The 12,950-nt window shown below is 62.7% G+C and carries 12 protein-coding genes; 8 read left to right on the forward strand and 4 right to left on the reverse strand.

Annotation, left to right across the window (positions count from 1 at the left end; translation table 11 throughout):
* The first annotated feature begins 188 nt into the window (after nt 1–188).
* The 3 genes from guaB (at nt 189) to IVA78_RS33445 (ending at nt 3,406) form a co-directional block, all read left to right on the forward strand.
* Nucleotides 189–1,682, forward strand: a complete 1,494-nt coding sequence (gene guaB, locus IVA78_RS33435; protein WP_247276960.1) for an IMP dehydrogenase — start codon at nt 189–191, stop codon at nt 1,680–1,682.
* A gap of 262 nt (nt 1,683–1,944) precedes the next feature.
* Nucleotides 1,945–2,967 carry an NADP-dependent oxidoreductase gene (locus tag IVA78_RS33440; protein WP_247276961.1) on the forward strand — a complete coding sequence of 341 codons (1,023 nt, stop codon included), beginning with the start codon at nt 1,945–1,947 and terminating at the stop codon, nt 2,965–2,967.
* 145 nt (nt 2,968–3,112) lie between these two features.
* Complete coding sequence (locus IVA78_RS33445; protein ID WP_247276962.1) at nt 3,113–3,406, forward strand: hypothetical protein; 294 nt, start codon at nt 3,113–3,115, stop codon at nt 3,404–3,406.
* Between the two features lie 15 nt (nt 3,407–3,421).
* Here the strand turns inward: IVA78_RS33445 and IVA78_RS33450 are convergent, their stop codons facing one another.
* A complete protein-coding gene (locus tag IVA78_RS33450; protein ID WP_247276963.1) occupies nt 3,422–4,264 on the reverse strand; it encodes a metallophosphoesterase in 843 nt (280 codons plus the stop codon).
* 295 nt (nt 4,265–4,559) lie between these two features.
* Here IVA78_RS33450 and IVA78_RS33455 point away from each other — a divergent pair, with 295 nt between their 5' ends.
* Together IVA78_RS33455 and IVA78_RS33460 are read left to right on the forward strand one after the other, a co-directional pair.
* Nucleotides 4,560–4,982 (forward strand): MAPEG family protein, encoded by a 423-nt coding sequence (locus IVA78_RS33455; protein WP_128262063.1) that lies wholly within the window; start codon nt 4,560–4,562, stop codon nt 4,980–4,982.
* Nucleotides 4,983–5,016: 34 nt separating this feature from the next.
* Nucleotides 5,017–6,318 (forward strand): RsmB/NOP family class I SAM-dependent RNA methyltransferase, encoded by a 1,302-nt coding sequence (locus IVA78_RS33460; protein WP_247276965.1) that lies wholly within the window; start codon nt 5,017–5,019, stop codon nt 6,316–6,318.
* A 115-nt stretch (nt 6,319–6,433) separates the two neighbouring features.
* Here the strand turns inward: IVA78_RS33460 and IVA78_RS33465 are convergent, their stop codons facing one another.
* The 3 genes from IVA78_RS33465 to IVA78_RS33475 form a co-directional block, all read right to left on the reverse strand.
* On the reverse strand, nt 6,434–6,643 hold the full coding sequence (locus tag IVA78_RS33465; protein ID WP_008141931.1) for a cold-shock protein: 210 nt from the start codon (nt 6,641–6,643) through the stop codon (nt 6,434–6,436).
* Between the two features lie 267 nt (nt 6,644–6,910).
* Entirely contained in the window at nt 6,911–7,243 is a 333-nt protein-coding gene (locus IVA78_RS33470; protein ID WP_247449243.1) for a DHCW motif cupin fold protein, read from the reverse strand.
* Nucleotides 7,244–7,488: 245 nt separating this feature from the next.
* The gene (locus IVA78_RS33475; RefSeq protein WP_247276966.1) at nt 7,489–7,860 is read right to left on the reverse strand and encodes a nuclear transport factor 2 family protein; all 372 of its coding nucleotides are present in this window, start codon (nt 7,858–7,860) and stop codon (nt 7,489–7,491) included.
* A 148-nt stretch (nt 7,861–8,008) separates the two neighbouring features.
* Here IVA78_RS33475 and guaA point away from each other — a divergent pair, with 148 nt between their 5' ends.
* The 3 genes from guaA to IVA78_RS33490 all read left to right on the forward strand — a co-directional run bounded on the left by guaA (nt 8,009) and on the right by IVA78_RS33490 (nt 12,749).
* Nucleotides 8,009–9,607: a glutamine-hydrolyzing GMP synthase gene (guaA, locus tag IVA78_RS33480; RefSeq protein ID WP_247276967.1), complete on the forward strand. Its 1,599-nt coding sequence runs from the start codon at nt 8,009–8,011 to the stop codon at nt 9,605–9,607.
* 62 nt (nt 9,608–9,669) lie between these two features.
* Nucleotides 9,670–11,361 (forward strand): AIPR family protein, encoded by a 1,692-nt coding sequence (locus IVA78_RS33485; RefSeq protein WP_247281680.1) that lies wholly within the window; start codon nt 9,670–9,672, stop codon nt 11,359–11,361.
* Between the two features lie 131 nt (nt 11,362–11,492).
* Nucleotides 11,493–12,749: a serine hydrolase gene (locus IVA78_RS33490; protein WP_247281679.1), complete on the forward strand. Its 1,257-nt coding sequence runs from the start codon at nt 11,493–11,495 to the stop codon at nt 12,747–12,749.
* Nucleotides 12,750–12,950: the final 201 nt, after the last annotated feature.

The raw sequence follows: 12,950 nt of genomic DNA on the forward strand, positions 1-12,950 counted from the left end.
AATCTGCCCAAAAAGCCTGTGCATGGCTGGCCGGCGGTCCGAATTGCTTTGATTCGTCACGCGGCCGTGCTATCGACCCGCGTCAACCCCACCGATGGGCTCCGATTCTCCGGCGATGCCGCAAGGCACGCCGAGGGCGGCGCTCATCCATAGCTATTTGCGGCAGGGCCGCAGGAAGGAGTTGGCAGATGGCCACGGTGCAACTTCAAGGCATTCGCGAAGCCTTCACGTTCGACGACGTGCTGTTGAAGCCGGGCCTGTCGGACGTCATGCCGGGCGAGGTCGACATCCGTTCCCGCGTCACCCGCGCCATTCCGCTCAACATCCCGATCATGGCCTCCGCCATGGACACCGTCACGGAGGCGCGGATGGCGATCGCCATGGCGCAGGCCGGCGGCCTCGGCGTCATCCATCGCAATTTCGATCCCGACGGGCAGGCTGCCCAGGTGCGGCAGGTCAAGCGCTACGAGTCGGGTATGGTGGTGAACCCGCTCACCATCAGCCCCGAGGCGACGCTCGACGACGCACTCAAGCTGATGAGCGATCACGGCATCTCCGGCATTCCCGTCGTCACCGGCGCCGGCAAGTCCACGCCGGGCAAGCTGGTCGGCATTCTCACCAACCGCGACGTGCGGTTTGCGACCAACCGGCAGCAGAAAATCTCCGAGCTGATGACGCACGAAAATCTCGTCACGGTGCGCGAGAATGTCAGCCAGGACGAGGCGCGGCGGATGCTGCACCAGCATCGCATCGAGAAGCTGCTCGTGGTCGACGAGCAATATCGCTGCGTCGGGCTCATCACCGTAAAGGACATGGAAAAGGCGGTGGCCCATCCGCTCGCCTGCAAGGATGCGCAGGGCCGCCTGCGTGTTGCTGCTGCCACCACTGTCGGCGACACCGGCTTCGAGCGCACCGAGCGCCTGATCGATGCCGGCGTCGACCTCGTCGTCGTCGACACCGCGCACGGCCATTCCCGCCACGTGCTGCACGCCGTCAACCGCATCAAGCGTCTCTCCAATTCCGTGCAGGTCGTTGCCGGCAACGTTGCCACCACCGAAGGCGCGCAGGCACTGATCGACGCGGGTGCGGATTGCATCAAGGTCGGCATCGGCCCGGGCTCGATCTGCACCACGCGCATCGTCGCCGGCGTCGGCGTGCCGCAGCTCACCGCGATCATGGATGCGGTGGAAGCTGCGAAGAAGTCCGACATTCCGGTGATCGCCGACGGTGGCATCAAGTTCTCCGGCGATCTCGCCAAGGCGCTTGCCGCCGGCGCCGACATCGCCATGGTCGGCTCGCTGCTCGCCGGCACCGACGAGACGCCGGGCGAAGTGTTTTTGTGGCAGGGCCGCTCCTACAAGGCCTATCGCGGCATGGGCTCGGTCGGCGCGATGGCGCGCGGCTCGGCCGATCGCTACTTCCAGCAGGACATCAAGGACGCGCTCAAGCTCGTGCCTGAGGGCATCGAGGGCCAGGTACCCTACAAAGGCCCGGTCGGTAACGTCATGCACCAGCTCGCCGGCGGCTTGCGCGCCGCGATGGGCTATGTCGGTGCGCGCGACATGAAGGAGCTGCACCAGAAGGCCCAGTTCGTCCGCATCACCGGCGCGGGCCTGCGCGAAAGCCACGTCCACGACGTCACCATTACGCGCGAAGCACCGAACTATCCGGGCGGGGGTTAGTCGTTTTCGCTCTCGTGCCCCGGATGCAGCGCAGCGCTCTTTCAGCGGTGCGCTGCAGAGCCGGGGCCCAGTGTTCTTCCATACTGGGCAATCATCCGTGCTGCGTGGGTCCCAGCTCTGCGCAGCAGGGCAAGAGCGCTGCAGCGCGTCCGGGACACGAGAACGGCGCATGCCTCCCCGACCATCCCTCCACTGCTTTTGTATTGACGCGCCTCGCTCCCTCCGCTTCGCTCGCAACGAAGAAACTCCGGAGGAAGCCATCATGTCCCAAGGCAAACGCATCGTTCTCGCCGCGCGTCCCGTCGGCGAACCCAAGCCGTCTGATTTTCGTCTGGAGGATTTCGCGGTGCCGACGCCTGCGGCAGGCGAGGTCCTGCTGCGCACGATCTGGCTGTCGCTTGATCCCTATATGCGCGGGCGCATGAGCGAGGGGCCATCCTACGCCGCACCGGTGCCGATCGGCGGCGTGATGGAAGGCGAGGCGGTCAGCGAGGTCGCGGCGTCCAACAATCCGGATTTCGCGGTAGGCAATATCGTGCGCATCCGCTCCGGCTGGCAGACCCACGCAATCTCGAACGGCAAAGGATTGATCAAGGTCGATCCCAAGCTCGGCCCGATCTCGACGTCGATCGGCGTGCTCGGCATGCCCGGCATGACCGCCTATACGGGCCTGCTCGACATCGGCAAGCCGCAACCCGGCGAGACCGTCGTCGTCGCCGGCGCCTCAGGTGCGGTCGGCTCGGCCGTCGGCCAGATCGCGAAGATCAAGGGCGCGCGCGCGGTCGGCATCGCCGGCGGCAAGGACAAGTGTGATTACGTCGTCAAGGAGCTCGGCTTCGATGCCTGCATCGATCACCGCAGCCCCGATCTCGCGGCCAAGCTCAAGGACGCCTGCCCGAAGGGCATCGACGTCTATTTCGAGAATGTCGGCGGCGCGGTGTTCGAGGCGGTGTTCCCGCTGCTCAACCCCTTCGCGCGCGTGCCGGTCTGCGGCCTGATCGCGCATTACAACGACACCGAGGCCAAGCCGCCAAAATGGGCCGCATCCTTGATGCGCGCGACCCTGACCAAGCGCCTGACCTTCCGCGGCTTCATCGTCTCCGACTTCGCCGCGCGCCATGGCGATTTCCTGCGCGACATGTCGGCCTGGGTCCGCGAGGGCAAGGTGAAATACAAGGAGTTCGTCACCGAGGGCCTGGAGAGCGCGCCCGGCGCCTTCATGGGCCTCTTGAAGGGCGCCAATTTCGGCAAGCAGCTGGTGCGGGTCGGACCGGACAAGGTCTAGCTGCGCCGGGGCCACACGCCGGCGGGTATGGTTAAGAAAGAGTCACCAAATGGTCACACCTGGCGGCAAAAGCCGCAGGTGTGACCGGTGTTCATTGACCCCGAGGTGAAGGCATTGAATCATCGCGCATATTTTAGGTGCTGCGATGTTAGAGATTGGTATTTTCTGCGTAATCGTGCTGGCAGCCGGCTATTGGGCGACCATGTTCGTCATGGGCCGGCGCGACGACGTCATCCATGGCAAATTCGTGCATGTCGACGAGGAGGGCGATTTCATTCGTCCAGCGCTGCCGGCGCTGCCGCCGCCATTCCCGAAGCGTCCGGTCAAAGCCGCCCAGCCGGCCAGGGTCCAGCCTGCCAAGGATCCCACGGCCAAGACGGTCAACAGCGAGGCGCTGCAATCCTTGCTGGCCGCGATCCAGCAGGACCTCGTCGCCTGAGCCGTCAAGCACGCATTAGTGCTCGTCGCCCATCTGGGCGAGGAGCTCCTCGATGTCGACATCGACCTGGCCCGCGGCCCTGACGTGGCGGACCTCAAAACTATCGGGCTGGAAACGATACTCGACGAGGCCGACTTCCTTGATCGCGATCCGGTCCTGTCGCGCATCGTTGATGACGAAGCCGGCCGACGGCGCCCAGACATGGCGGGTGTGACGATGGGTGAAGTCGCGCCGCTGGTGCACATGACCGCTGGCGATGAGGCGGAGATCGACGCGCTCAAACATCTCGATCAGTCGCGCCCGGGCCGGCTGCGGCACATAGCGGATCGCGGTTTCCGGCGTTTCGGGATCTTCCGGCAGGTTGAGAAACAGCGGCTTGTGCAGGAACAGCGCGACCGGCTTTCCAGTGGTGCGCGCGATCTCGCGGGCCAGCCATTCGAATTGTTCGGCCTCCAAGGCGAGCCCTGAATTCATGACAAGTGAATTGAGGCCGATGAAGCACCAGCCGGCAGCCTCGAACGCCCAATGGTCCTCGCCGATGATGTCGCAGAATTGCCGGCGGTGCGCCTCGCTGACCGGCGGCTTCGGCGCCGGTCCAATCATGGTTGGATTGTCGCCGATGTCGTGATTGCCGGGGAGATAGCGGCAGGCGACGGGCAGGGCATCGTGCAGGCTTTTCGCGAATGCGACATCGTCCACGCCGGTCGGACCGTCGAACGAGACATCGCCGGTATTGACGACGAGGTCGGGCCTGATGGCGTCGATGTGCTCGCTGACGCGGTGGAAGTTGGCGATCAGGCCGGGAAAGCGCCGGCCGAGATGGGTGTCGGAAATCTGCGTGAGGCGAAATTCGGACATGCGTTCATCATACCGGTTCTCACGCGTCGGAACCATGACGGTGCGGGCATGCGTCGCAACGAACAAAGTTTAAAGCACGCGATAGCGGATCGTGTAGCCGTCCTGCGGGGCGACGGCGCCGGCGGAGCGGCGAGGCGATGCGGCCTCTCGCCTGGCGGCCCGCGGGCACCGAAATCGCCTTAACGATCGACATTTGATCGCGAGAGCGGGAACACGGGTTCAAGTCGTTCATTGTCAGCGCCAAAACTCGCAGCTAATGACGGTCGGCGGCATTTCGCCTTCCGGGAAAGTTCCGATGTCTGTTCAGATGGTCCTGCTGCCGGTCTTCGTGCAGGTCGCTCTCACCTTCGCGCTCTTGATCGGCATGGTCGTCGCGCGCCGCAAGACGCTGGTTTCGGGCGAGACCAAGATCCGCGACATTGCACTCGGCGAGCCGAACTGGCCGAAGGGCGCCACACAAATCGCCAATTGCTACCGCAACCAGTTCGAACTGCCGGTGCTGTTCTACGTCCTGATCGCACTGGCATTGCCGCTGCGCCGTGCCGATCTCTTCATCGTGCTGATGTCCTGGGTGTTCGTGGTGACGCGCTTTGCCCATGCCGGCGTTTTCGTCTCCTCCAACGATCTCGGCCGGCGCTCCACGGTCTGGCTTGCCGGCGTGCTGGTGCTGTTGGCGATGTGGATCTATTTCGCGCTGAAGCTGCTCTTGCTGATCTAGGCGCCTGTGCGCCAATCTTTTTGAAAGATTTGAAATGACGCCCGCTGCCCGGCTGTCCGCAGCCATCGAATTGATCGACACCATCGAGAAGGACCGCGTGCCTGCGGCCAAGGCGCTGAAGGAGTGGGGCACCGCGCACCGCTTCGCCGGTTCCGGCGACCGCGCCGCCATCGCCGGCCTGGTCTGGGACGTGCTGCGCCGTTACGCCTCGAGCGCGTACCTGATGGATGCCGATACCGCGCGGGCGCGGCTGATCGGCATGCTCCGCCTCGAGCGCAACATGGACACGGCCACCATGGCCGCGATGTTCGATGGCAGCCGGTTTGCGCCAGAGCCGTTGACGGAAGCCGAGCAGGCCGCGCTCGCCTCGCGTTCCCTCAAGGACGCCCCCGCCGCCGTGGCCGGCGACTATCCAGACTGGCTCGATGCCCACCTTGCAAAAGTATTCGGCGAGGACCGTGCCGCCGAGGCCGCGGCGATGGCGAGCCGGGCCCCGCTCGACCTGCGCGTCAACACGCTAAAGTCCAATCGGGACAAGGTGCTGCGTGCACTTGCTCATCTTCATGCAAAACCGACGCCTTGGTCCGCAACCGGCCTTCGCATCGAGCTTTCGGCCGACGCGCGCAACCCGGGCATCCAGGCCGAGGAGGATTTCATCAAGGGCGCCATTGAGGTGCAGGATGAGGGATCGCAGCTTGCAGCCCAGTTCACTGCGGCAAAACCCGGCGAGCAGGTGATCGACCTCTGCGCCGGCGCCGGCGGCAAGACGCTGGCGCTCGCCGCCCTGATGCAGGGCAAGGGCCGGCTGATCGCCACCGACCGTGACAAGCGCCAGCTCGCCCCGATCCACGAGCGGCTATCGCGCGCCGGCGTCCACAATGCCGATGTCCGCACGCCCAAGGGCGACGCCGATCCGCTTGCCGACATCCGCAGCACCGCCGATCTCGTCGTCATCGACGCGCCCTGCACGGGAACCGGCACCTGGCGCCGCAACCCCGACGCCAAATGGCGCATGCGGCCGGGCGCCCTGGAGATTCGCCTGCGCGACCAGGCCGAGGTGCTGGAGCGCGCGGTTCCGCTGGTGAAGCCGGGGGGCCGCATCGCCTACATCACCTGCTCGGTGCTGCCGGAAGAGAACGGTGAGCAGGTGAGGGCGTTCACTGGCCGCCATTCCGAGTTCACGGTCGTCCCGCCCGAGCAGACCGCGAGCGTGCTCTGGGACAAGGCGGAGGCGTTTGGCGAGGCCGCACTGCAATCGGATGAAGGCTGGCTGATGACGCCGCGGCGGACCGGGACGGACGGGTTCTTCGTGTCGGTGCTGAGGAAATCGGGCTGACCGCGCCAGCGGCGCCCAAAATAAAAGCCCCACGAACCGAATCCGGTCGCGGGGCCTGTATTCGCTAACCGCTTCTGACCGGTACGTCCGTGGTCAGAAGCGCCTTGCGCGGGCGTTAGCCGACGCGGAGATTGTCAGCCGAGGACTTGCCGCTGCGGCGGTCGGCGACGATGTCGAACGAGACCTTCTGACCCTCGTTGAGGGAGGAGAGGCCAGCGCGCTCGACGGCGCTGATGTGCACGAATACGTCCTTTTGGCCGTCGTCCGGCTGAATGAAACCATAACCCTTTTGGGTGTTGAACCACTTCACGGTGCCCATAGCCATGGGAATGTCCTTTAGTTAGTTAGAGAGGATACGCACGCAGACCGGTACGCAGCATTGCGCCCATAGTCCCTGATGAGTCGATGTTTGGAGAATTCATCTGAAGCGTGCGCGCCCGTCAGCAACGAAGCGAAGCGGCCCAGTCGTTCGGCCAAGTATCGATGATCACAATATAGCGAGAATTTGGGGCCAGTTCAAGGCACCACCCGTGGCTCGGCATGTCGCGCGCGTTTGCTATTTTGCGGTGCAAATTTGCCGCCCTCGCGCCTCTCAATCGACGATGAAGAGCGTCGCACCCACCGCCGTCGAGGACCGGTGCGCGGCGTCGCCGAAATCCGAGACCTGGTAGCTCATCCCCGCCGTCAGCTTGAACTTGCGCCCGTCGCGCAGCTCCGAGTCGAGCTCGCCCTTCAGCACGTAGAGCACGTGACCGCGATCGCACCAATGATCGGCGAGATAGCCCGGCGAATACTCCACCATCCGCACCCGGAGTTCGCCGATATTGAGCGTCCGCCACTTGGCCTCGCCGGTCTCGCCGGGATGCGTGCTGGGTTCGACTTGGCTCCAGTCGGTCACGGTGAACGGGGATGCCGGAAGTTTCATGGCGCAGTCCTATCGGTGTCGGCAGTGTTGTTAGCGCACACCGCGGTCTCCGTCACCGCGTGTGGGAGTCACGAACCCTTCCTCATTCACACTGTCATCGCCAGCCTTGTGCGCACTTGCGCACTGGGGCGGGCGATCCAGTATTCCAGGGGCGGCAACGATCGAGCCGAGAAGCCGCGGCGTACTGGATTGCCCGCTTTCGCGGGGAATGACAGCGAGGGCGGCGCGGCCTTCCGAACCGGGGCCTAGGCCGCCAAATGATTGGCCGACCCCTGCACGATCAGCCCTTCGGCGTTCACCCGCAGATATTCGCAGATCCGCTTCCCCCGCTCGTTCTCGTAGAACACGACCACGCTGTCCGGGCTGACGAACACATCGATCAGCGAGAAATGCAGGTTCGGCAAAAGCCCCAGCGCCTTGCCCCAATAGGCGCGAAGCGCGTCCTTGCCGCGCACGGTGCCGCTGGCATCGAACCCCATCACGGGGATGCGGTCCGACGTCATCACGGCCGCCTCGTCATAGAGCGTGAGCACGCGTTCGAGGTCGCGCGCATTCCAGGCCTCGATCCAGCTGCGACCGAGTGCGGCGAGCGTTGTTGGCTGATGATGCTGAGACATGGCGTTCTCCCTGTTCGGCCCATGTTTGAGAGGAGGGCACAATAGGTCAATATTACTTACCTATATGGCTTTGTCCATGCCCAAAGAAGGATGTGGGGCGCGCGCTCGCGCGGTTGCGGGCGGCTCCCGTGTCGCGTATCTGCTGGCCATGACAGCAGCACAAAACGACCGCTCCACGTCGACGCCCTCGGTGGCCTCGGCGCACGACAAGATTCTTATCGTCGACTTCGGCAGCCAGGTGACGCAGCTGATCGCGCGCCGCGTGCGCGAGGACGGCGTCTATTGCGAGATCGTCCCGTTCAACAAGGCCGAAGCCGCCTTCAACGAGATGAAACCGAAGGCGGTGATCCTCTCCGGCGGGCCAGAGTCGGTGCACGAGGCCGGCTCGCCCCGCGTCCCGCAAGCGATCTTCGATTCCGGCGTGCCGGTGATGGGCATCTGCTACGGCCAGATGACCATGGCAGCCCAACTCGGCGGCGAGGTCGAGGGCGGCCATCACCGCGAATTCGGCCGCGCCGATGTCGAGGTGAAGGCGCCGAGCAAGCTGTTCGAGGACGTCTGGTCACCAGGCGGCAAGAATCAGGTCTGGATGAGCCATGGCGACCGGATCACCAGGATGCCGCCGGGCTTCTCGGTGGCCGGCACCTCGCCGAACGCGCCGTTCGCCATCATCCAGGACGAGACGCGCAAATATTACGGCCTGATGTTCCACCCGGAAGTGGTGCACACGCCCGACGGCGCGAAACTGATCCGCAACTTCGTGCGTAGGATCGCCGGCCTTTCCGGCGACTGGACCATGCGCGCCTTCCGCGAGGAGGAGATCCAAAAAATCCGCCAGCAGGTCGGCAAAGGCAAGGTGATCTGCGGCCTTTCCGGCGGCGTCGATTCAGCCGTCGCGGCCGTGCTGATTCACGAGGCGATCGGCGACCAGCTCACCTGCGTCTTCGTCGATCATGGCCTTTTGCGCCTCGACGAAGCCAAGACCGTGGTCGACCTGTTCCGCCACCATTACAACATCCCGCTCGTGCACGTGGATGCCTCGAAGCAGTTCCTCGGCGAGCTCGAAGGCGTCACCGATCCGGAAACGAAGCGCAAGACCATCGGCCGCCTCTTCATCGAGGTGTTTGAAGAGGAGGCCAAGAAGATCGGCGGCGCCGACTTCCTCGCGCAGGGCACGCTCTATCCTGACGTGATCGAGAGCGTCTCCTTCACTGGCGGCCCCTCGGTGACAATCAAGTCGCACCACAATGTCGGTGGCCTGCCCGAGCGCATGAACATGAAGCTCGTCGAGCCCTTGCGCGAGCTGTTCAAGGACGAGGTGCGTAAGCTGGGCCGCGAGCTCGGCCTTCCCGAAATCTTCGTTGGCCGCCACCCGTTCCCGGGCCCGGGCCTCGCCATCCGCTGCCCCGGCGAAATCACCAAAGACAAGCTCGACATCCTGCGCAAGGCCGACGCCGTCTACATCGATCAGATCCGGAAAGCAGGCCTCTACGACGAGATCTGGCAGGCCTTTGCCGTGCTGCTCCCCGTCAAGACCGTCGGCGTCATGGGCGACGGCCGCACCTACGACTACGTCGTCGGCCTGCGCGCCGTCACCTCCACCGACGGCATGACCGCGGACTTCTACCAGTTCGACATGAAGTTCTTGGGCGAGACCGCCACGCGCATCATCAACGAGGTGAAGGGCGTGAACCGGGTGGTGTATGACGTGACGAGCAAGCCACCGGGGACGATTGAGTGGGAGTAGGGGGGCGAGTTGAGGCCAATGTGGTCTCGCCGGTGTTGAGGCGCTTTGAGGAGCAACAATAGATGCATAGAATTATAAAGGCGCATCTAAACAGTTTTGTTCAGAGTCAAGGACTCGAAGCGGACGAAGAATCAATTCAGTTTGAGAAGTTTGCGATCTACTGTGTTCTTTCGTCGCGCTATAGCGCTGCGTTCGATCTCGACGACATTTCCGCAGGGGCGGGCGAGGATGGGATCGATGGGGCCGCCATTGTCATTGATGAGATCGTTACAACTTCTAACGAAGACGCAAAGGACATTTTTTCTTCGTCTCGGCGAAACCACGACGTCGATGTTCAGTTTATTCAGGCTAAGCGGTCCGAAGGTTTCGATCTCGGTGATTTTCTCAAGTTCAAAGAGGCGATACTTCGTTTTGCGACTCAATCGCCCTACCTCGTAACTAATGATGTATTGATAGAGGCACGGCAAATCTTCGACGTTGTAGTCAACGAAGTGCCGAAAATTCGGAACGGCAAGCCTTCGTTGACTGCGCGCTTTGTCACGACCGGCCTTTATCAGAAACCAGCGGCCCTTGAGACCGCGTTAGCTGATTTTCAAATTCAGCTTAAAGAGCTTGGTTTGTTTCACGACATTGACGTCCGGTTTATCGACCGAGACGAACTCACACGAATGTGGGTGAGTACGTACTCCGGGATTGACGCGAGCTTGCCTGCTTTCAGTACAGCGGCCCTACCGAACATTGCCGGAATTGACGAAGCTTACTTGGCTGTGGTTCGGGCGAGCGACTTTGTAACTAACCTCCTTGTGTCGGACGATGGAAATTTGCGGACGCAGGTATTCGAGGAGAACGTCCGTTCGTTCCTCGGTCACGATAATCCGGTCAACCAATCCATCGCGGCAACTCTGGGATCAGAGGCGGCGAGCCGGTTTCCAGTATTGAACAACGGAATCACAATCGTCAGTCCCGATATCAAATTGCAGGGTACCACCCTGCATCTACGTAACTACCAGATCGTCAACGGATGTCAGACGTCCAACGTGCTCTTTGAAAATCGCAATGCGTTGGGCGACGTTATGGTCAACATCAAAGTGGTGAAGACGCAGCTTGAGGACGTTTTCTCTGAGCTAGTCCGTGCAACAAATAGTCAGACGAAAGTGGAGGATACGCAGTTCCTTTCATTGCGTCCAATAATCAAGCGAGTTGAGCAGTACTTCAACACTTACGATGGCATGGAGAGTCGGCTTCATCTCGAACGGCGAGATCGCCAGTACGTCGGACAAGATATCCCGGCAACGAGAATCTTTTCTCTTCACAATGCCGCGAAGTGTGTGGCGGCAATGTTTTGCAATCGGCCCGAACTGGCTGCCCGATATCCGAAACAGATGTACGAAGAGCTGACGAAATCTATTTTTGCCGACGAGACGAAGGAGTCGGTCTTTTATGCATCGTGTTTGACCATGTACCGTTTCAATCTGCTTGTTTCGAACAGCACCATTCCACAGAACATGAAACGCTTTAAATGGCACATGTTGCCACTGGTTCGCGCGATCGTAAGTAGTAAAACTGTCCCACAGCTAAACTCTAAGCGAGCGGAAGTGGAAGCGGCCCAAATCATTGGGGCGATGGGCCAGCATGGTCAGCCAGCGACTTTGGTTTTCAATAAGGTCGTGGAAATTTATCAGGCCTTAGGAGAGGTATCTCTAGACCGATTGAAGCGCCAGACCATCTTAAACGAGGCCCTTTCGATGGTGTGACTCGGTCCTGTGCTCGAGCTGTTTCGAGACTTGCCGTAGTCCTGATCTCGCGCAGGTGCCCAGCGCTGGCGTCCGATGTGTGTTGCGCTCCGCCATGATACAACACTGCACCGCCCTCCGGAGCTGTGTTTATGTCGACCGCCGCCACCGCTCAACCTCCCACGACGCCCACCTCCACCGACCCCGAAACCCTCGGCTGGATGCGTGGTTTTCCGCCGCCGCCCGACCGCACCATTACCTTCCAGGACGGCTCGTTCCGCAGCTTCCCCGAACTGCGCTGGGCCTGGAGCAACATCCGCCAGCTGGTGCCGACGGTGAACGTCTGGCGCGGGGCGGGGCCGGCGTCGGTGCTGCCGCGGGAGGACCATGACATCGGCGCGGTCGCCTCGATTACGATGGACGGCCGCCCGCTTACGTTCGCAAAAATGCTGGAGGAGACCTACACCGACGGCATCGCGGTGCTGCATCGGGGCAAGCTGATTTATGAGCGCTATTTCGGTGCCTTGAAGCCGCACAAACCGCATATCGCGATGTCGGTGACGAAGTCGTTCACCGGCGTGCTGGCGGGCATGCTGGTCGCCGAGGGCAAGATCGATCCGCAGGCGCCCGTCACGGATTATGTGCCGGAGCTGAAGGCAAGCGCGTTCGCCGACGCGCGCGTGCACGAGGTCATGGATATGACCACGGGGCTCGCATACACGGAGGTCTACACCGACAAGAATTCGGATGTGTGGGGATTGCGACGTGCGAACGGCATGGCGCCGATCCCGCCGGGTTATGACGGCGCGACCACGATCTTCGATTTCCTCATCGCGCAGAAGAAGCAGGGCGAGCACGGCAAGGCCTTTGCCTACAAGACGATCAACACCGACGTGCTGGCCTGGATTTGCCGCCGCGTCAGCGGCATGACGCTGTCCGATCTTCTCTCCGAGCGCATCTGGCAGCCGATGGGTGCAGAGGAGGACGCGCATTATCACGTCGACCGCATCGGCACCGAGAGCGGCGGTGGCGGTCTCTCCACGACACTGCGCGATCTCGCCCGCTTCGGCGAGACCATGCGCAATCACGGCCGCTTCAACGGCCGCCAGATCGTGCCTTCGTCTGTGGTCGAGGACATCGCGCGCGGCGGCGATCCCCAGAAATTCAAGCCGGCCGGCTACACCACGCTGCCGGGCGCCTCCTACCGCAATCAATGGTGGGTCAGCCACAATGCCCACGGCGCCTATATGGCGCGCGGCGTCCACGGCCAGGGCATCTACATCGATCCCAAAGCCGAAATGGTGATCGCCCGCTATGCCTCGCATCCCATGGCGGGCAACGCCGCCAACGATCCCGTGACACTGCCGGCCTACATGGCGCTGGCGAAGGAGCTGATGGCGGGCGGGTAGGGTGGCCGAGGCGCCCGTTCGCGCCACACGCTCGGTGTTATCGTCCGACTTGATTGGGTGATCCAGTATCCAGAGACGATCATGATTGAACCGAGAGGCCGCGGCGTACTGGGTCGCCCGGTCGAGCCGGGCGACGACAGTACAAACCGCAAGATCGGTCGAGCACGCCATGGCCGTCCGCAGCTAACTGGAGCCGCCACG

Origin of the sequence: Bradyrhizobium sp. 137 (assembly GCF_023074095.1) — a bacterium.
GTDB lineage: Bacteria > Pseudomonadota > Alphaproteobacteria > Rhizobiales > Xanthobacteraceae > Bradyrhizobium.

Coding starts and splice junctions, on each gene's coding strand:
- IVA78_RS33490 (WP_247281679.1), top strand. CDS start 11,493: ATGTCGACCGCCGCCACCGCTCAACCTCCCACGACGCCCACCTCCACC.
- guaA (WP_247276967.1), top strand. CDS start 8,009: ATGACAGCAGCACAAAACGACCGCTCCACGTCGACGCCCTCGGTGGCC.
- IVA78_RS33475 (WP_247276966.1), bottom strand. CDS start 7,860: ATGTCTCAGCATCATCAGCCAACAACGCTCGCCGCACTCGGTCGCAGC.
- IVA78_RS33485 (WP_247281680.1), top strand. CDS start 9,670: ATGCATAGAATTATAAAGGCGCATCTAAACAGTTTTGTTCAGAGTCAA.
- IVA78_RS33465 (WP_008141931.1), bottom strand. CDS start 6,643: ATGGCTATGGGCACCGTGAAGTGGTTCAACACCCAAAAGGGTTATGGT.
- IVA78_RS33455 (WP_128262063.1), top strand. CDS start 4,560: ATGTCTGTTCAGATGGTCCTGCTGCCGGTCTTCGTGCAGGTCGCTCTC.
- guaB (WP_247276960.1), top strand. CDS start 189: ATGGCCACGGTGCAACTTCAAGGCATTCGCGAAGCCTTCACGTTCGAC.
- IVA78_RS33470 (WP_247449243.1), bottom strand. CDS start 7,243: ATGAAACTTCCGGCATCCCCGTTCACCGTGACCGACTGGAGCCAAGTC.
- IVA78_RS33440 (WP_247276961.1), top strand. CDS start 1,945: ATGTCCCAAGGCAAACGCATCGTTCTCGCCGCGCGTCCCGTCGGCGAA.
- IVA78_RS33450 (WP_247276963.1), bottom strand. CDS start 4,264: ATGTCCGAATTTCGCCTCACGCAGATTTCCGACACCCATCTCGGCCGG.
- IVA78_RS33460 (WP_247276965.1), top strand. CDS start 5,017: ATGACGCCCGCTGCCCGGCTGTCCGCAGCCATCGAATTGATCGACACC.
- IVA78_RS33445 (WP_247276962.1), top strand. CDS start 3,113: ATGTTAGAGATTGGTATTTTCTGCGTAATCGTGCTGGCAGCCGGCTAT.